The following is an 18,826-nucleotide window of genomic DNA, read 5'->3' on the forward strand; positions in this document are numbered from 1 at the left end:
CTTTTAGCCGATGCCGCGGCAGGAATAAAGCGTCTCGTTCGATTCGCCTACATCGAAAAGTCGAAGCGATAGGTGGTCGACACGCCGACCATGAACTGGTTGCGGTCGCCACGTTCCCTGACCAGGCTGGAATCGGCGGCCGGACCCTCAAGGCGCGAATATTCGCCGAACAGGCTGGCGGTCATCGGATCGGTCACTTTCCAGGTCACCGCCCCGCCGAGGCCGACAGACTTCAGGCCGCCGCCGGGATTGTACTGGCTCAGGCCCGATGCCACGGCCTCCTGCGCATTGACGCCATAATAGGCGTCGAAGTAGTTGGCCGAGGCAAAAGACACGCGCGGTCCACCCGAAATCCTGACGGTCGGCGTCACGTCGTAGAAACCATCGACGGCGATATCGGCGACAAAGCCGTTGTGGGCCCGGATGCCATGCCGCAATTCGGCACGCGCGCGCATCCAGTCCGTCGGATAGAATTCGAAGAAGCCGCCGACTTCGCCGCCCCAGCGAACAGGATCGAGACCCTCGAGTTCGTCGGCATTGCTGTCGTCGCGCGAGAACAGGAACTTGCCGGTCAGGCCGGCGCGAACGCTGCCATCGTCGACAAGCGCCAATGAGATGTTGTCGTTGCGGGAGGTGAAACGGGCCGCGGGGCCGGCCTTGCCCAGCGAAATGATCGGCGAGGCACTGAGCAGGTACTGCCTGCCGCCCTCGAAATTGGGCGCCACCATGCCGGTGGCGCCGACCGTCAGGTACCAGTCACCGGACAACCAGCCGAAAGCGCCCTCGCCGGCCTCGGCCGCGCCTGAGGTAGCCAGCATGACGGTTGCCAAGGCTGCAGAAATCTTCCCGACCGGACTCATGGCCACTCCACTAACACAATACAACTGTCCTTCGGCGACAGCATTGAAGGGGCTTTGGTAAAATTTGATTTAAGGACGAGACATCCGGCTCTGGTTGCCTGCACCGTCCGGCCCGCCATCGGCTGGACGCGGATCGGCGCCAGGGATAACTTCGTTGCATGCTGGCGGCCCTCGATGGAGGTGGCGACATGACCTTGCACGGCGATACACTGAAGAACGCGATCGGCCAGACGCGAGACAAGTGGGGATGGTTCGTCGGTCTGGGCGTGCTGCTGCTGATCCTCGGCGGCATCGCCTTCGGCAATCTGTTCATCGCCACTGTGGCTTCCGTCTATGTCGTCGGCTGGCTGATGCTGGTGGCCGGCATCATCGAGATCATGCATGCGTTCGGCGTCAAGACCTGGGGGCGCTTCTTCTATTGGCTGCTCAGCGGACTGCTTTACGCGGTTGCCGGATTTTTCGCCTTCGACAATCCATTGCTCGCCTCGGCGGTGCTGACCTTCCTGCTGGCCGTTGCGCTCGTCGCTTCCGGCGCTCTCAGGGCCTGGGTCGGCTACAGTCACCGCCCGGAACGCGGCTGGGGCTGGATCGTCGCGGCGGGCGTCATCAGCGTGCTCGCCGGCCTGATCATCGCCATGGGCTGGCCGGTCAACAGCCTGTGGGTGCTCGGACTGTTCCTGGCGATCGACCTGATTTTTCAGGGCTGGACCTTCATCGCGGTCGGGCTTGCCTTGAAGAAGTAGGGCCTTGAAGAAGTAGGGCCTTGAAGAACTTGAAGAGGTAGGGTGTTGAAGAAATGATCAGGCGAGGTTGAGCAGCGTCACCGAGATCAGCGCGAATGCAATTCCGATATATTGCAGCGACGATACCTCTTCCTTGAAGACGACAGCACCGACCAGCACGGCGCCGGCGACCACGATGGTGTTGACCAGAGCCCCGGTCACGGCAAGATCCAGTCGCGTGTTGATGAAGGCAAAGGCCCAGTAGGAGAGCGGCGACAGCAGCATCACATAGGCCAGGCTGCGGCCGCTGCCGGTCTTACCCCAATGCGCGCTCAGCCCATCGCAAAGTATGAACAGGCCTGCGCAGACGATCACCACGCCCCAGACGAACATGTCGATTTTCATCAACGAGTGTTGGGCGTGCTGCCAACCGACTTCGATGAATTGTTTCACAGTCGTTGGCGTTTTCCCGCGATTTCAGCCAGGCACCGTCAGAAAGCGATCGCGCTGTCCAGCTCCGAAAGCGGTTTGACGCCGGCCAGCAGCGCCTTTGCCTCGGCTTCATCGCGCTTCATCTGCACGACCAGCGCATCGAGCCCGTCGAACTTTATCTCGCTGCGCAGGAAGCCGAAGAAGGACACCTGGCAAATCTCGCCATAAAGGTCGCCTGAGAAATCGAAGACGAAGGTTTCCAGAAGCGGCGCGCCATTGTCGTCGACGGTCGGACGGCGGCCGAAACTGGCGACGCCATCGTGCAGCGTGCCGTCGGCGCGCCGAAAGCGGACGGCATAGATTCCTTGCTTGAGGGCGGCTTCCGCGGGAAGCCGCATGTTCGCTGTCGGAAAACCGAGCGTTCGCCCGAGCTGCTGGCCACCGACGACCTCGCTTTCCACCGTGAAGCGGTAGCCGAGCAGGCCGGCGGCCTCGGCCACCTCGCCATCGCAGAGCAAAGCGCGGATCCGGCTCGACGAGACCACCTCGGCGCCCTCGTCCCGGAAAGCGTCGACAAGCGTGACGCCGAAGCCATGGCGCTCGCCGGCCGCCATGAGATAGGCCGGACCGCCCTGGCGGTCCTTGCCGAAATGGAAATCGAAACCGGTCACGGCATGCGTGATGCCGAGCGTCCTTTCCAGCACATCGGTGACGAACGCTTCCGCCGACAGGGAGGCGAAGTCGCGCGTGAATGGCTGCTCGACCAATGCGGCAAAGCCCAGCAGCGACAGGAGCCGCGCCTTCATCGACGGCGGCGTCAGCACGAACAACGGCATGTCGGGCCTGAAGATCGTTCGCGGGTGCGGCTCGAAGGTCAGCACCAGGGCCGGCACGCCGCGCCGCACGGCCTCGGCCAACGCCCGTTCGAGCACCGCCTGATGGCCACGGTGGACGCCGTCGAAATTGCCGATCGCGACAACGCCGCCCCTCAGGTCGGCGGGCAGCGGCATGGTCGCCGAGAGGTGCTGAAAGGCTTCCATTGCCACCTACCGCAGTCTGGCTATGACGGCCACGGGGCGATAGCCGTGCCGTTCCAGGAAGAGGCCGAGCCTTGCCGGATCCGGCTGCAAGGCATCGCCATAGTCGCGGGCGTGAATGCCGCCGGAGACATAGAGAACGTCGAAATCATTGTCGGCCGCGCCCTTCACATCGGTCATCATGCCGTCGCCGATGGCCAATACCTGTGAACGCTCGAGCGGTCGGCCAAGAGCCTCGGCCGCTTCCTTCATCGCGACCTCGTAGATCGGCGCGTAGGGTTTGCCGGCGATCAGCGTGCGGCCGCCGAGCTGCGCATAGTCGCGCGCCAAGGCGCCGGCGCACCAGATGATCCGTTCGCCACGCTCCACCATGATATCTGGGTTGGCGCAGATGAACGGCAGGTTCCTGGCACGCAACCGGCGCAGCAGTTCGGCATAGTCCTCGGGCTTTTCGACCTCGTCGTCGAACAGCCCCGTGCAAACGACGCCGGTGGCCTCGAATTCCTCGACGAGTTCGACATCGAGGCCGTCATAGAGGTTCAGATCGCGGTCGGCGCCGATGTGGAAGACTTTGCGCGGCCCTTCCGCGATCAGGTCACGGGTCACGTCGCCCGAGGTCACCACACGGTCGTAGGCTGACAGCGGAACGCCGATCGCGCTCATCTGAGCCACGACATCGGCGCTGCGGCGGGGCGAATTGGTGATGAGGACAACGGGAATACCAGTCGCCCTTGCCGCCGCCAACGCGGCCGCGGCTGCCGGAAAATGCCATTCGCCGTTGTGCACCACGCCCCAGACATCGCAAAGAATTGCCGAATAGGCTTTCGATACGTCTTCGAGCGAGCCGACGATTTCAGGCGAATCCGCCATGTCGTTCCCTTCAATTTGATCCGTTGCGAGCGCCGCGGCCGACGGTTCGCCGCGACCGGTCCGAATTATCCGAACCGGCCCATGCTGTCACCAGCTTTCGCCCGGATGTCGCATGGAGATCGCAAAGAGCCGCTTGTCCGCCGATGGGTGTCCCGTTCGGCGGCGGAAACCGCGGCCGATGTTTGGTTAACGAGCTTTGAAAGCGCGGCTCGACCTTGGATACATTCCCGCAACGTGAAATTTAACGATTTATGACACAGTCACCACCAATTTGATTTGGCGGGGGTGGTTGAAGGCATGATCCGGAAATTCGCAAACGACCGGCGCGGTAATTATGCGTTGATGACTGTCCTTGCCATGGTGCCGCTCATGGGTGCCCTGGCGATCGGCATCGACTATACGGAAATGACGCGCGAGCGCCAAAACGCCTTGAACGCACTGGATGCCGCGGGCATCGCCACCGCCCAGCAGATCGTTGCCGGCGCCACCGATGCCGACGCGAAAGCCTATGCCAAGAATTTCTTCGAGGCCAATCTCGCGCATATCGATCCGGCCAACACCACGCTGGCGGTGACGCTGCCCAACAACAACGCCGGCGGCGGAACACTGAAGCTATGCGGCACGCTGACCTACAAGCCCTACTTCCTGCCGACGGCCAAGATATTGCTGGGCGGCAGCAGCGGCGACGCCACCACCATGGCCTTCAACACATGCTCGGAAGTGCGCCTGAAGAACACGCTGGAAGTGTCGCTGGTGCTCGACAATTCCGGCTCGATGACGGAACTCGGCAAAGGTTCCAACAAGGTGCGGTTCGACCTGCTCAAGGACGCCGCCAAGCAGCTGGTCGACCAATTGGCCGGCCAGGCCCAGTTGATGAAGCAGGTCAGCAAGCCGGTCCAATTCAGCCTCGTCCCCTTCGCCGCCTCGGTGAATGTCGGTTCGGGCAATGCCTCGGCGGCATGGATGGACACCACCGGCATCTCGCCGATCCATCATGAGAATTTCAATTGGGCGGGCATGAACTCTACCTCCTATCCAACCAAATACGCGCAATACGTCGCCGGCGTCTGGTACGCCAAGGGCACTGGCTGGGATGTGACCCAGAAAGACCTGCCGCTGACCCGGTTCTCGATCTACAACCAGATGAAGCGCGTGGCGACGGCCACCTATGTCAGTCAGTTCAAGTGCACGGCCACCTATTCCAACGGCTCGTGCAAGACGTGGCAGAGCGGTTACAACTACACCTATGCAGGCGTTGCCGCATGGGGTGGCTGCGTGGAATCCCGTCCTTATCCCGACAACATCCAGGACACGGTACCTTCAAGCTCGACACCGGCAACCCTGTTCGTACCGATGTTCGCACCTGATGAAACCGATCTGACCGACAGCAACTACCCGCCTCGCCCCGCCAACAACAATTGGATGGCCGACGGGACACCTGCCGCAAGCACGAGCGCGCAACGTCAGAGCTTTATGCCCAAATACTTTGCGGATCCGGGCACCACGGTGACGCCGGGCTACGGCATGAACGCCGGACCCAATACGAGCTGCAGCACGACGGCGATCACGCCGCTTACCGATGTTTCCGTTGCAGCGGGGGCAACTGCGGTAAAGGCGGCGATCGACGCCATGGCGGCCAGCGGTGCGACCAATGTGCCTGAAGGAATGGCCTGGGGTTGGAGGACGCTCTCCAGCACCGCTCCCTTTACCGAGGGCCGGGCCGAGACGGAAAGAGGCAACGACAAGGTGCTGATCGTCCTGACCGATGGAGCGAACACCTATTACACACCAACGTCGGTGACGGCCCAGACCTACTCCGGGACCAACTGGAACTATGGCGGCAACGACATGGCCGGCAGCAAGGCCATCTATTCGGCCCTTGGCTACATCGTGCCGTTCAGCAACGTCACTTACAGCTATGGGCGCATGTTCCTGGGGACCAGCAGCAACGTCACCAAGACCGACTACTCCAACGCCAACTACACCAAGGCGATGAATGAGCATTTCACCACGCTCTGCAACAACGCCAAGGCCGCCAACATCATGGTCATGACCATCGCGCTCGACCTGGATGCGACCAATACCGCGGAAAAAACGCAGATGGATGCGCTGAAGGCCTGCTCTTCGGATTCGCGCTTCAGCAAGGACCCGACGGACCCCAGCAAGCCGATGAAACTGTTCTGGAATTCGACCGGGGCAACGCTGTCCAACGATTTCAAGGCGATCGGCAACGAGCTCTCCAATCTGCGCATCGTCAGCTGATCGGCAGGTCTCCCCTATGAACGCCCTGCCCCGGCAGGGCGTTTTGCTTTTGGACAGGATCGGGGCCGCAGGCTCTGGATTGGTTAGCGGTTGGTGAAGTGCCAACCAAGCAATAGAGCGGTTTCCCAAACCCGTCCTTCAGCGTTTTGTGAAAAGCTGGCGCCAATCGAGAATCCGCCGGCGGGGGCCGCTGCAAGACATGCATGAAATCTGGCGTCAGTTCCGCCGCGACAGGCGCGGCAACTATGCTCTCATGACAGCCGTGGCGATGATACCGCTGATGGGCGGCCTTGCGCTCGCGATCGACTTCACGGAAATGAACCGCGAAAAGCAGATGGTGACGAACGCGCTCGACGCCGCCAATTTCGCCACGGCGCGCCGGCTGACGGAAGGCGCGACCGACGATCAGTTGAGAGCCTATGCGCTCGATTTCTTCAACGCCAACCTGAACGATCTCAATCCCGCCAACGCGACGCTCAATGTCACCTTGCCCAGCAACACCGCCGGCGGCGGCTTGCTCAAGATGACCGCCCGGCTGAACTACAAGCCCTATTTCTATCCTGCCTTCGCCCAGCTGGTGGGCAAATCCGCAACCGATGCGAACCAGAGCATCAGCTTCGACGTCACCTCTCAGGTGCGGCTGAAGAACACTCTGGAAGTTGCCCTGGTGCTCGACAACTCCGGGTCGATGACAACGCTCGGCACGGGCTCGGGCCAAAAACGCATCGACCTCCTCAAGACTGCGTCCAAGCAGCTGGTCGACACGCTTGCCCAGCAGGCGGTCATGATCAAGCAGGTCGACAAGCCGGTGCAATTCGGTCTCGTGCCATTCGCCGCCTCGGTGAATGTCGGCCCTGGCAACGGCAACGCATCGTGGATGGACACCGAAGGCCTGTCTCCTCTGTCGAACGAGAATTTCGACTGGTCGACGCTGAACGCCGCCGACAAATACGCCCAGAAGACCAACGGCATCTGGTACAAGCGCGGCACCGGCTGGGGCAGCGAGGAAGGCCAGATGCTGACCCGGTTTTCGCTCTACCGCGACATGCAGGTGGTCACCAACCACGAGCGTGTCGTCAACAGCAAGCGCGTAGTGTGCGACGAATACTATTCGAACAACACCTGCAAACGCAGCCACAACGAGTACGACTACGTCGATACCTATGGCCCGTTCGCCAGCTGGCAGGGCTGCGTCGAAGCCCGGCCCTACCCCTATAATGTCAACGACGCCCCGCCGTCCGGCGGCTCGGCCAACACCGGCATAGGCGTCGGCGATCCGGCAACGATGTTCGTGCCGATGTTCGCGCCGGACGAACCCGGCAATCACTGGAAGCTCACCCAGGATCCCGACGAGGCCGCCCCGGTGACCTACGGCGCGGTGAACAGCTGGTGGAATGACGATCCTTCAAGCACCAGCGGCCAATCACGGTTGCGCAACATGGCCAAGTATTTCCAGCCGCGGCCGATCAATGCACCGGCATTGCCCACCGGCAACGGCCCGAACTACAGCTGCACCACCAACGCGATCACGCCTTTGACCGATGTCAGCGTCACCGATGGAGCCACCGCGATCAAGGCCGCGATCGACCTGATGCAGCCGAATGGCGGCACCAATGTTCCCGAGGGCATGGCGTGGGGCTGGCGGGTGGTTTCGAGCGGAGAGCCGTTCACGCAAGGGCGCCTGGAGACGGAAAAGGGCAACGACAAGGTGGTGATCGTTTTGACCGACGGCGCCAACACCTACTATACGCCGTCCTCGCTGAGTTATTCAGATCCCGCCGACTCGAAATCGACCTATGCGTCCTACGGCTATCTCAACCCCGGTTACAACGGCACCTCGGTCGGGCGGATGTTCATGGGCACATCGACCGCCATCGGTCAGTTCGACTATTCGAACGGAAACTACACGAACGCTCTCAACGAGCAGATGGCAACGCTTTGCAACAACGCCAAGGCGGCCAACATCATGGTGATGACGGTGGCGCTCGACCTGTCGACGACCAAGGCCAGCGACAAGCTGGCGATCGATGCGCTGAAATCCTGCTCGTCGGAGTCGCGCTTCCGAAAGGACCCCACCGATCCGAGCAAGCCGGCGAAGCTGTTCTGGAACGCGACCGGGGCCAGCCTGTCGAACGATTTCAAGGAAATCGGCAACGAACTGTCGAACCTGCGGGTGGTCGGCTAAGGCTTCCCTGGCGCAACGCGTGGCGCCGCCAAGCCCTTGCGGGCGCCTGCCGTGACGGGCACATATTGCGCGCTCGCGAGATCGCCCGCATCCATCGCGACACGCTGCGACGAGCCTTGGGGACGAACAATGCCCGACACCGCCAATCATATCGCTTTCGCGCTGGTCTGCCTCGGCATGGTGCTGACGCCAGGCCCGAACATGATCTACCTGATCTCGCGCTCGCTGTCGCAAGGGCCGAAGGCCGGACTGATCTCGCTTGGCGGGGTTGCGGTCGGCTTCCTGTTCTATGTGCTGTCGGCTGCGTTCGGCATCACCGCGCTGCTGCTCGCCGTACCTTTCGCCTATGATGCGCTGCGCTTTGCCGGCGGGCTCTATCTCTTGTGGCTGGCCTGGCAGGCGGTCAAGCCTGGCGGACACTCGCCGTTCCAGGTGCGCGACCTGCCGAAGGACAGGCCGCGCAAGCTGTTCGCCATGGGGCTGATGACCAATCTCCTCAACCCCAAGGTGGCCGTGCTCTATCTGTCGCTGCTGCCGCAATTCATCAGTCCCGGCAAGGGCCATGTGCTGTCGCAGCTTCTGGTGCTCGGCGCGACGCAGATATCGATCAGCCTCAGCGTCAATGCCATCATCGCCGTGACGGCCGGCTCGATTGCCGCCTTCCTTGCCGGCCGGCCATTGTGGCTGGTCATCCAGCGTTGGATGATGGGTACGGTGCTGACGGCGCTGGCCCTGAAGATGGCGACCGACGCGCAGCGCTAGAGCAGTTCACCTAACGGATAGGGTTAACTGCTCTAACTCTTTGTTTTGACGCAATTTCCAAGGGAAAGCACTACGCGCATTTCCCGGGAAAACCGTTTCACGTTTTTCCTGGAATTGCTCTAGCCGCCGAACGCTTCTTTCAGAAAGACGCGTACGTCGGTTATCGATTGCTCGGCGGCAGCCGCATTGTACTCCACTCGGTGACCATAGTCCTCGCTACCGGTCTTCAATCCTGGCGAGGCAAATGCGTGACGGGCGCCCTTGAAGACGTCGAGCTGCACCGCGCTTCCCTTGGCGCTGCGATGGGCCATCATGTCCTGGCATTTTTTGGCGGGTGTCCAGTCGTCGAGTTCGCCGATCAGGATCAAGGTCGGGACCGCCATGTCGCCATTCGTTGCCGAACAATTCGGATAGTAGGCAATCGCCACCTTGAACTTGCGCTCCATGAGATGCTCGGCGCCGCCGGATTGCACGGCCTCGAGCGTTGTGGTTCCGCCGGCGGAGGACCCCGCCAACGCTATGCGCCGCGGATCGACAAAACTGTATTTCGACAGGAACTCCAGGGCGCCGTAGGCGTCATAGACGCGATCGGCAAGCGGCTTGCCATCACACGTCTCGCGAATACCGCGCGTGCTGAAGCTGTCGACAAAGAGGGAGACGTAGCCCCAGGAAGACAGCCGCTCTGACCAGGTTTTCTTTACATCCGGGGATAGACCCGTACACCCGTGAAGAACCACGACAGCCGGGAACGGCCCCTCGCCCGGCGGCCGGGTCAGATAGCCGTTCAATAGCGTGCCGGGAACAGCTTTGAGCGCCTGCCCGTTTTGTTGCGCATTGCGCATCTGAAGTGGCGTCGGCGCGACCGCCGCACTTTCAAATCGCACCGCTTGCCCAGCATACGCGGGCACGCAAGCGAGATAGCCGGCCATGCCAAGGCGGATCGGCCGGAAAAGCTTCCCAAGCGGTCCCGGCCGTTGCATGCGATTGGCGCAGGCTTACCTACATCGGCCGCCTTATCTGCTGCGTCCGCTCCGGCTCTATCACCTTGCGGTAGAGGTGCCAGGTGGCATGGCCAAGGATCGGCATGACCACGGCCAGGCCGGCAAAGAGCGGGACCGAGCCGATCACCAGAAGCACGGCGACCATCAGGCCCCACAGCGCCATTTGCAGCGGATTTGCCATGACCGCGCGGGCCGAAGTCTCGATTGCCGAAACGGCGCCGACATCGCGGTCGAGCAACAGCGGGAAGGCGATCACCGTGGTGGCCAGCACGACCACGGCGAAGACGAAGCCAGCGGCATTGCCGGCGAGGATCAACGTCCAACCCCTGCTGGTCGTCAGCACGTCGCGCAGGAAGGCGCCGACGGAAGCCGGCGGCTGGTCGCCGAACTGGCTGGTGTAGATCGACTGCGCCGTGAATAGCCACAGCAGGAACAGCGCGAACAGCATGATGCCGATGACCGCAATCGATGGCAGTGCCGAGGAGTGGCGGACATCGAGGGCATGCCGCCAGTTGGTGTTCATGCCGAGTTCGCGCCGGCGGCTGATCTCGTAAAGGCCGATGGCGGCGAATGGGCCGACCAATGCAAAGCCCGACATCAAGGGATAGATGAGCTGGATGGCATTGGAGCCCGACGACCATTGTGTGAGGATCAGGCCGACGATCGGGTAGATCAGGCACAGGAACACATAGTGGGACGGCTTTGCCCAGAAATCCTCGGCGCCGAGCCGCAACGCGTCCCAGAGATCAGACGTGGTGATGTGGCGCACTGTGGGTTGCACATGCATTCCACGCGCGTCCGCCATGACATGAAAGCTGGCCATAACCTTCCCTCCGTTAATCGGGGGCGGTCGCCGCCGTGAGGCCGCCCGCAGCTGCCACTAGTAGATGTGGCAGCATAGCCGATTTGCCAGGGCTTGTCGCCAAATCGATGGTCTTGGATATGCCATCACAAGATTGTGCTCGCCATCACCCGGGCTAGTCCACTTGACGACCATCCTACCAGAAGGTAGGTAAAGAGCCATGAGCAACCTGTCTACGACGTCCGACGATATCCTGGCTTGCGCGCGTTCGCTGATCGTCGCTGGCGGCTACAACGGTTTCAGTTATGCCGACATCGCCGATGTCGTCGGGATTCGCAAGGCGAGCATCCATCACCATTTCCCAAGCAAGGTCGACCTGGTCCGCACGCTGGTTGCGCGGTATCGGGAAGAAGCCGAAGCGGGGATGGCTAATCTCGAACTGCAGGTCTCCGACCCGCTCGAACAGCTTCGGCTCTATGTTGGGTACTGGGAAGCCTGTATCGCGGACGCCAGCGCTCCATTCTGCGTCTGCGCGCTGCTGGCAGGCCAACTCCCGGTCCTGCCCGAGGAAGTTGGCCTGGAGGTCCGCGCCCATTTCCGCTCCCTGTCAGCGTGGCTTACATCCGTGCTGGAGCGCGGGGCGCGGCATGGCCAGATGCACCTGATGACCGCCCCTCGCGCAGAGGCCGAAGCGTTCATGGCGACGGTTCACGGCGCGATGCTTTCGGCGCGGGCCTATGGCGATCCGAAGATATTCGGCGCCGTGACGGGCCCGCTCCTGGAGCGGCTCGCTTCGCTCCAGATACGGTCCTAGGTCTCAAACATCACAACGCAAATTGCTCCGCGACGCTCGTCGCAAATCCCTACCTACTAGTCGAAAGGACAACCCAATGACGGTTCACAGTGGCGATCTTTCCCGGGCCAGCGAGGAACAATGGCTCAAACTCTACTACTTCGCTCGGACGGTATTTTCGACGGCCTGGGTGGCGGCTGCCTTCACGGTGGGACAGCATTCCCTGGCGGTCGCCGCGGTTTTGCTCGTGGCTTATCCCGCATGGGATGCGCTGGCCAATTTTGTCGACGCATCGCGCAGTGGAGGATTGGGACGCAATCGCACGCAGGCCATCAACGTCCTAGCCAGCCTGGCGACAGCGCTCGCGGTGGTTCTCGCGCTGACGATGAGCATGAATTGGGTGCTCGGCGTGTTCGGCGTATGGGCGATCCTGTCCGGCCTGCTTCAGCTCGGCACCGCCGTCCGCCGTTGGAAGCGTTTTGGCGCGCAGTGGGCGATGATCCTGAGCGGCGGGCAATCAGCGCTGGCGGGCAGCTTTTTCATCATCCAGGCGCGGATGCCGATGCCGCCCTCCATCACCAACGTGGCCGGCTATGCCGCGGTAGGCGCCTTCTACTTCCTGGTTTCGGCGGTGTGGCTGAGCGTGAGCCAATCACGGCGGAAGGCTGCATAAGCCGCCGTCCCAGGCCGCCTCGTTGTCCTTAAGGACTGGCAGGAAACCGATTGGCGCAAAGGGCGGCGGCGCAAAATTTTCGCCGCTTGCCCGTCAAAAGCCACGATCGCGGCTATTCAGGCAGGAATGACCACTGCTGCTCGTTCCCATTCCGCCGTCGAAACGCGCCGAAGCAGGCGTGCCCTTCTGATCGGTCTCGCGGCCCTGGCCGGCCTTGCCGCCTGCGGCACCGTTTCGCTGCCGACCGGGCAAGGCGCCGGAGTCTCGTCCTCCGCGACCGGCACGCTGGCAAGCCTGCGCGCCACCGCGGGGCTCGGGCCGCTCGTCCCCGATGCTCAGCTGGAGCAGTCAGCGCTGCAGCAGGCAGGCTATATGGCGTCGCGTGAGCGCATGAGCCACACCACGGGCTGGGGCAAGGATTTTGCCTCGCGCATGAAGGACAACGGAGTACGGGGGGCCGCGGCCGAGAACATCGCCGAAGGCCGCTTCGACCAGCAAAAACTGTTCGACATCTGGATGCATTCGCAGGGCCACCGGCGTAACATACTCGATCCGGATTTCAGCCGCTTCGGGCTCGCCTATGTCCGCGACGGGCGTGACCCTAACCTGCGCTATTGGGCGCTGGTGCTGGGCAGGTAGAGCTTCCCGGCTATCCTACTTTCCTTACGTCGTTAGCGCGCTCCATGCCGGAACGACATCACTGGCTTCCAGGAGGGCGCGATAGAGGCTGTCAACTTCCTCATCGATCTCTATCCCGCTTAATCCCGACTGCGTCAGGTTCCAGCAGCCGCTTCCTCATCTTGCACACCGATAACGCCTGCCGTGTGGCAGCTTGCCACCGCCACACGGACGGCTCGGCGACAAAGTCGCCACCGTGGCGAATGCGTCGCAGACCTTAAGCTGGGATCAAGAGTGCAATTCGATGGATGCCAACCACGTTGCTGATGTTGGTGGCTTTATCCGACTTTCCCTTGCCGCAGCTGTAGAGGCCGCCGTCTTTGACGGTATAGGCCGGAATACCTTTCTTCTCGATTTTGAACTCACCGGCAATGATGTGGCAGATCATGTCCATGTCCATCATAGGCTGGTCGTCCGGATCGGAAGCTCCGGGTTGATAGATCACATCGATTATCTTGATGCTCTTGTAAGCACTGATCTGTGACTCCTGCTCCCCGACTTCCACCATCCGTCGTCCGTGTCCCATGTCCATACCATCAGTGGCGCTATAGCTGGGAGCTGCCGCCTCCGCCGGCGCTGCTAATGAAAATACGGGGGTCGCGGCGGTCGCAGCGAGACCAAATTTAAGGGCTGATCTGCGATTAAGGTGTTCCATGTACGGTCCTCCCTTTGAGCAGTCGTGCGATAATTCGCGCGGGAGACTCGGCGCTCAAGTTCGAAAACTGTCAACTGTTGTCTCCGAAGCTGAGCAACCGTCAGCTCCAGGTTGACTGGATTGCCGGCTCGGCGGCGAGCCAAATGTCGATCGTTAACAACATATGGAACATGGGATCCACCGCATCGCTGCGAAGAACGGCCTCAAGTCCGTGGCCCTTTGTACCGAGAGCCCTCTATCCACAGTGCGAGCGCGATTGTTGCCGAACGGCCCTTAACTTCAAAATTGCGGCCTCGATAGCTTCCTGCCGCAGTCCATACCGTTTTTGAGCGTTGTTTGATTGAGATGCCGCGACTGTTCGCCCACTCGAAAATCTTTGCGCCAATTTGGTGCATAAATCCCCCAGCCCCAAGTTATTCCCCAACAAAGCATTAGTACACCCTAATTCAGTCGAAAGAAATATGGGCTGGCGACCCGAGGTTCGATAGCCTTTGTCGCAACGGTCAACAGATTGCAGTTGCGGACGGCGGTGAAACGGCCGTCGTCAAGCATCAGGAATACCGAAACGCAAATCCCGCCGCCCCATTCACGGCAGCGGCGGGCGTCCCCGGGATTCTGGGACTACACGGGCCGTTGGGACCCATGCTGGACTGGGAGAAGCAAATGTCGTGCCGAGATTGCCTATGGCGAGACAGTGAAAGCCCGCGTCCGATACTTCAAGGTCGCTCTAGCGCACCAGACGGGGGCGCAGGAAGCGCATTGTTCCGGGCCAGAAGATCAAGCACTCTGATGACATCCTTGGCGGCTTCCGATTTGCAGGAATAGTACCGCCACCGGCCTTCGGCCCGACTTTCAACTATCCCCATTTCAACAAGCATGCCCAGGTGCTGCGACAGGGAGTGCTGGGTCCCGCCCACGCGCGAGAGCAGGTCCGTCACCGTTCTCTCGCCGTCCATCAGATGAATGCAGGTCAAGAGGCGCTTCTCGTGCGCCAAGGCGGCCAGAAACTTCGCCACTACAACCGCCTGTTTCTGGAAGCTAAGGGGCTTGGCCGGCCGATGCCGCAGGGCAGGGTCGGCTTGGATTTCCGCAAGTCGCTGTCTGACGTATGAAGCCATGCTCGTGCCGCCGGTCAACAGTGACCCCGAATCGCTGAGATGCCTCTAATAAAGCAAATGATCAGAAAGCTCGCCAGCCGTGAAACCAGCGAGCTCCTGTCAGGGCAGGCTTGGAGTTGGGGGCATATCTGCCCTAACAGGAGCAAATTGCTGCTGAAGCTTTGTGCAGTCAATTCGTCCGAATGGGTACGGTCGGCTTCGGCCACAGCGCGGCCCGCACCACTTGGGGCGATGCGGCCCCGGCCGAGGCTTGGCTGCCCTGTGTCATCGCGACCCCTCAGGTTTCGACATCAAGGCTCGCTAGTCCATATGCGCGGCAGGCGCGCCGCCGGCGGCCGGACTGGCCTTCGGCTTGCGCAGCAGGACGACGAACGGGATGGCCAGCAGCGTCATCATCATCAGTATTTTGAAGTCGTTGACGTAGGAGATCATCATGGCCTGGATGTTGACCATGCGATCGACCTCCGACAGCGCCATCGGATCGCCGCCCGCGGCCGCCGGCGAAACCGCCCAGAGATTGGGGTTGAACGGGTTGATGAAGGCCGAAAGCTCGGTGTGATTGACCTGCGTGTTGCGCACCATCAAGACCGTCACCACCGACACGCCGATGGACGAACCGAGGTTGCGCACCAGGCTGAACAAAGCGGTGGCATCGGTGCGGAAGCGCACGTCGAGCGTGGCGAAGGCTACCGTCGACAACGGCACGAACACCATCCCCATGCCCAGGCCCTGGATGACGCCGGAGCTGAGGATCAGCCAATTGTCCATCTGGGGCGTGAAGGAGGACATGGTGTAGAGCGACTGCGCGGTCAACAGAAAGCCGATGACGACCAGGATCCTGGCGTCGATCCTGTTCATGAGCCGCCCGACGACGAGCATCGAAATCATCGTACCGACACCGCGCGGCCCCAGGACGATGCCGATGGTGACGGTCGGATAGCCGAAGATGGTCGACAGCATTGGCGGCAGCAACGACATCGAGGCGAGGATCAGCACGCCCATCACGAAGATGAAGGCGAGCCCGGTCACGAAATTGCGGTCGAGGAAGATCTTGGGATCGATGAAAGGACGTTCCGCCGTCACCGTGTGAATGATGAACACCCAGAAGCCGGTGATCGAAAGAGCAAGCTCGATCCAGATTTCGACCGACGAAAACCAGTCGACCTCGCCGCCGCGATCGAGCAGCAGCTGCAGCGCACCGACGCCCAGCGACAACATGGCGAAGCCGAAGAAATCGAAGCTGCGCACCCGCCGGGCAACTGCCGGCAGATAGGCCGCCATGCCGAGGAAGGCGATGATACCGACCGGCAAATTGATGAAGAACACCCAGCGCCAGTTGAAATTCTCGGTCAGCCAGCCGCCCAGCGTCGGACCCAGGATCGGCCCCAGCATGATGCCGGCGCCCCAGATGGCCATTGCCTGGCCGTGGCGTTCCCTGGGGTTGATGTCGAGCAGGAAGGTCTGCGACAGCGGCACGATGGCCGCGCCGAACACGCCCTGCATCAGACGGAAGAACACTATGCTCTCCAGGCTCCAGGCGATACCGCACAGCATCGAGAACACGGTGAAGCCGACAACCGCCCCCAGGAACAGTTCCTTGCGGCCGAAGCGGTCGGCCAGCCAGCCGGTCACCGGCGTCATGATGGCGGCGGCCACGATGTAGGAGGTCAGCACCCAGTTGATATTGTCGGGCGAGGCGCCGAGATCGCCGGTCATGGTCGGCAGCGCGACGTTGGCGATCGTGGTGTCGAGCGCCTGCATGATCGTCGCCAGCATCAGCGCGACCGTGATCAGGCCGCGATGCGGCACTTCCTTGAAAGCTTCGGGCGTGCTCATGGCGTTGAACTTCCAGCCGGTAACAAAAACGTGTACAACGGGTTTCCGGGCGGCAATGCCTTCCGTTGAGAGATCCTCATCGCGGTGGGACGCGATTTGTCGATGTGGGGGTTACATCGACCGAAGTCTCTGATGAGCGGATGTCTGCCGCCCGGAAACATGAGGACCGACGGGTCCGTGTCGAAGGTTCCAAATTCGGGCAAGCCGCGACGCGGTTCGACCAAACGTTGATCCTTCCAACCCCTCCCATCAGACCAATCCTGCTGTTCGCTTCCACCCGCCTGGTCCCGGCGGGCTTCGCTCTCTACTGCGCGGTCTCGCCGGCCGTGGCGTGACCGAAGATCGACGGCCAGCCACGCGCCACACCGGTGTCGATGGTGACGGCGGCGCTCATGCCGGTGCGCAGCGCCATCTTGGCGTCGGGGTCCGTCAGTTCCAGGCGCACCGGAATGCGCTGCGTGACCTTGACCCAGTTGCCGGTGGCGTTCTGCGCCGGGAGCAGCGAAAACTCTGCCCCGGTGCCGGCGCCGATCGCCTTGACCGTCGCCTCGAAGGTGCGGCCGGGATAGGTGTCGACCACGATCTCGGCCTTCTGGCCGGGCTTCATGTGGGTCAGCTGCGTTTCCTTGAAATTGGCGTCGATCCAGGTGTCGCCGGTCTCGACCAGCGCAAACAAGGGCGTGCCGGAACCGACATACTGGCCGACCTTGAACGACGAGGCCTGGCTGATGACGCCATCGGCTGGCGCCCTGACCGTGGTCTGCGCCAGATCGTAGGCGGCCTTGTCGCGCGCGGCGAGCGCCGCCATCACGGTCGGATGCTTGTCGGTCTCAATGTCGGGATTGCCGGCAAGTGCCGCCTTGGCGCTGATGATGCCCTGCTCGGCAACCGCCAGTTGCTGCCTGGCCTTGTCGAGATCGTTCTTGGCCTGGTCGAGCGACGATTTGGCGTTGATGCCCTTCTGGGCAAGGTCGGCGGCGCGGTCGTATTGCGACTGGGCGAAGGCGACCTCGCTGGCATCCGACTTTTGCTGCGCCGTCGCCTGGCTGTAGGCCGCGCGCAACTGCTCGATACCGACGCGTGCGACCGCGACCGCCGCGTCGGCCTGGGCCAGTGCGATGCGGTAGGGCTCGGGATCGATGGCAAACAGCACATCGCCCTGCTTGACCAGCTGGTTGTCGGATATGGCGACCTTGACGATGCGGCCAGCCGTATCCGAGGCGATCGACACCTTGGCCTGCTGCAGGTTGGCGTTCTCCGTCTCCTGGTAGCGCCCGCCGGTGACCCAGACATAGCCGCCGCCGATGGCCAGCGCCGCCGGCAAGGCGAACATCAAAAGCGAGCGGCCGATGCGGCGCTTCTTCTTTGGCGCCGGGGCCGGCTCCGGCACCGCCGGGGCCGCCGCGACGGGCGTGTCGGCCGGCTTGGCCGGCGCTTCCATCTCAACCTTCGGAGTGCTCTCGTCTATCTTCGCTACGGCATTCATGCTGCTGCGCCTTCTGTATTCTTGATCTTTTCGTCGGACGGCGGATCGCCGTCGCCAAGATTCCGTGCCATCGCGTCGAGCGCCCTGATCAGGACGCGACGATCCTCCGGCGAAACGCCGACGAGCGATTCTTCATAGACTTCGCCAGCCAGGCTCTTGACCTCCGCATAGGCGGCACTCGCCTTGGCGGTGGGGAAAATCATGCGCACGCGGCGATCGGCGGCGTCGGCGCGGCGTTCGATCCAGCCGCCCTCCTCCATCCGGTCGACAAGCCGCGAAACGCTGATCGGCTCGATCTCGAGCAGTTCGGCGAGCCGCGCCTGTGTGATGCCCGCTTCCTTGGCGACGCGCACCATCAGTCGCCATTGCGCCGAGGACAGGCCAAGGCCGCTGGCGCGCGTCTCGAAACGCTTGCGCATCAAGCGCTGCACGTCGTGGATCAAAAATCCCAATCTGTCCAAGCCATCTGAAACCATGAGCGGTATATATGATAAGCGTGCTCACTATTCAAGCCGCTATATCGCGGTTGAAAGCCGGCAAATGCGCATGGCGGCCGCCCAACGTCATCGTGGTTAGCGACTGGTGACACTCGCGGCCCGAGCTAGCGACTGCCGATCTCCGGGCAGCGTCCAATCCGCCATATCAGATGCCAGC

The 18,826-nt window shown here is 62.0% G+C and carries 18 protein-coding genes; 7 read left to right on the forward strand and 11 right to left on the reverse strand.

From position 1 onward, the window contains the following. Positions 1-47 precede the first annotated feature (47 nt). Complete coding sequence (locus AC0NIH_RS24845) at positions 48-818, reverse strand: MipA/OmpV family protein (protein WP_224685168.1); 771 nt, start codon at positions 816-818, stop codon at positions 48-50. 230 nt (positions 819-1,048) lie between these two features. Here AC0NIH_RS24845 and AC0NIH_RS24850 point away from each other — a divergent pair, with 230 nt between their 5' ends. Then, entirely contained in the window at positions 1,049-1,603 is a 555-nt protein-coding gene (locus AC0NIH_RS24850; RefSeq protein ID WP_013896128.1) for an HdeD family acid-resistance protein, read from the forward strand. Between the two features lie 57 nt (positions 1,604-1,660). Here AC0NIH_RS24850 and AC0NIH_RS24855 read toward each other — a convergent pair whose 3' ends face one another. The 3 genes from AC0NIH_RS24855 to AC0NIH_RS24865 all read right to left on the reverse strand — a co-directional run bounded on the left by AC0NIH_RS24855 (position 1,661) and on the right by AC0NIH_RS24865 (position 3,921). Next, positions 1,661-1,987: a hypothetical protein gene (locus AC0NIH_RS24855; RefSeq protein ID WP_051508555.1), complete on the reverse strand. Its 327-nt coding sequence runs from the start codon at positions 1,985-1,987 to the stop codon at positions 1,661-1,663. Between the two features lie 86 nt (positions 1,988-2,073). Next, positions 2,074-3,054 carry a bifunctional riboflavin kinase/FAD synthetase gene (locus AC0NIH_RS24860; RefSeq protein ID WP_473468570.1) on the reverse strand — a complete coding sequence of 327 codons (981 nt, stop codon included), beginning with the start codon at positions 3,052-3,054 and terminating at the stop codon, positions 2,074-2,076. Between the two features lie 6 nt (positions 3,055-3,060). Continuing rightward, positions 3,061-3,921 carry a TIGR01459 family HAD-type hydrolase gene (locus AC0NIH_RS24865; protein ID WP_473468572.1) on the reverse strand — a complete coding sequence of 287 codons (861 nt, stop codon included), beginning with the start codon at positions 3,919-3,921 and terminating at the stop codon, positions 3,061-3,063. Positions 3,922-4,218: 297 nt separating this feature from the next. Here AC0NIH_RS24865 and AC0NIH_RS24870 point away from each other — a divergent pair, with 297 nt between their 5' ends. The 3 genes from AC0NIH_RS24870 to AC0NIH_RS24880 all read left to right on the forward strand — a co-directional run bounded on the left by AC0NIH_RS24870 (position 4,219) and on the right by AC0NIH_RS24880 (position 9,130). Further along, on the forward strand, positions 4,219-6,183 hold the full coding sequence (locus AC0NIH_RS24870) for a TadE/TadG family type IV pilus assembly protein (RefSeq protein ID WP_473468575.1): 1,965 nt from the start codon (positions 4,219-4,221) through the stop codon (positions 6,181-6,183). Positions 6,184-6,382: 199 nt separating this feature from the next. Continuing rightward, on the forward strand, positions 6,383-8,368 hold the full coding sequence (locus tag AC0NIH_RS24875) for a TadE/TadG family type IV pilus assembly protein (RefSeq protein WP_023766492.1): 1,986 nt from the start codon (positions 6,383-6,385) through the stop codon (positions 8,366-8,368). Positions 8,369-8,497: 129 nt separating this feature from the next. After that, positions 8,498-9,130 carry a LysE family translocator gene (locus tag AC0NIH_RS24880; RefSeq protein ID WP_473468578.1) on the forward strand — a complete coding sequence of 211 codons (633 nt, stop codon included), beginning with the start codon at positions 8,498-8,500 and terminating at the stop codon, positions 9,128-9,130. 119 nt (positions 9,131-9,249) lie between these two features. Here the strand turns inward: AC0NIH_RS24880 and AC0NIH_RS24885 are convergent, their stop codons facing one another. Further along, on the reverse strand, positions 9,250-10,059 hold the full coding sequence (locus tag AC0NIH_RS24885) for a dienelactone hydrolase family protein (protein ID WP_473468580.1): 810 nt from the start codon (positions 10,057-10,059) through the stop codon (positions 9,250-9,252). A gap of 70 nt (positions 10,060-10,129) precedes the next feature. Continuing rightward, positions 10,130-10,954, reverse strand: a complete 825-nt coding sequence (locus AC0NIH_RS24890; protein WP_352712793.1) for a DUF2189 domain-containing protein — start codon at positions 10,952-10,954, stop codon at positions 10,130-10,132. 199 nt (positions 10,955-11,153) lie between these two features. Between AC0NIH_RS24890 and AC0NIH_RS24895 the strand changes: the two genes are divergently transcribed. From AC0NIH_RS24895 to AC0NIH_RS24905, 3 genes are all read left to right on the forward strand, one after another. Further along, complete coding sequence (locus AC0NIH_RS24895; protein ID WP_287272448.1) at positions 11,154-11,747, forward strand: TetR/AcrR family transcriptional regulator; 594 nt, start codon at positions 11,154-11,156, stop codon at positions 11,745-11,747. A 76-nt stretch (positions 11,748-11,823) separates the two neighbouring features. Continuing rightward, complete coding sequence (locus tag AC0NIH_RS24900; RefSeq protein WP_473468583.1) at positions 11,824-12,399, forward strand: DUF308 domain-containing protein; 576 nt, start codon at positions 11,824-11,826, stop codon at positions 12,397-12,399. Between the two features lie 126 nt (positions 12,400-12,525). After that, positions 12,526-13,038 carry a CAP domain-containing protein gene (locus AC0NIH_RS24905; RefSeq protein ID WP_473468585.1) on the forward strand — a complete coding sequence of 171 codons (513 nt, stop codon included), beginning with the start codon at positions 12,526-12,528 and terminating at the stop codon, positions 13,036-13,038. A 256-nt stretch (positions 13,039-13,294) separates the two neighbouring features. Here the strand turns inward: AC0NIH_RS24905 and AC0NIH_RS24910 are convergent, their stop codons facing one another. The 5 genes from AC0NIH_RS24910 to AC0NIH_RS24930 form a co-directional block, all read right to left on the reverse strand. Further along, on the reverse strand, positions 13,295-13,732 hold the full coding sequence (locus AC0NIH_RS24910) for a hypothetical protein (protein WP_023766485.1): 438 nt from the start codon (positions 13,730-13,732) through the stop codon (positions 13,295-13,297). A gap of 716 nt (positions 13,733-14,448) precedes the next feature. Next, positions 14,449-14,868, reverse strand: coding sequence for an ArsR/SmtB family transcription factor (locus tag AC0NIH_RS24915; RefSeq protein WP_245272765.1), 420 nt, complete (start codon positions 14,866-14,868; stop codon positions 14,449-14,451). Positions 14,869-15,150: 282 nt separating this feature from the next. Continuing rightward, on the reverse strand, positions 15,151-16,686 hold the full coding sequence (locus tag AC0NIH_RS24920) for a DHA2 family efflux MFS transporter permease subunit (RefSeq protein WP_473468588.1): 1,536 nt from the start codon (positions 16,684-16,686) through the stop codon (positions 15,151-15,153). A gap of 304 nt (positions 16,687-16,990) precedes the next feature. Further along, entirely contained in the window at positions 16,991-18,172 is a 1,182-nt protein-coding gene (locus AC0NIH_RS24925) for an HlyD family secretion protein (protein WP_287272443.1), read from the reverse strand. Further along, positions 18,169-18,648 carry a MarR family winged helix-turn-helix transcriptional regulator gene (locus AC0NIH_RS24930; RefSeq protein ID WP_287272442.1) on the reverse strand — a complete coding sequence of 160 codons (480 nt, stop codon included), beginning with the start codon at positions 18,646-18,648 and terminating at the stop codon, positions 18,169-18,171. Before AC0NIH_RS24930 ends, AC0NIH_RS24925 begins: the two co-directional genes overlap by 4 nt. Between the last annotated feature and the right edge of the window lie 178 nt (positions 18,649-18,826).

It is taken from the genome of Mesorhizobium sp. WSM1386 (assembly GCF_055901595.1).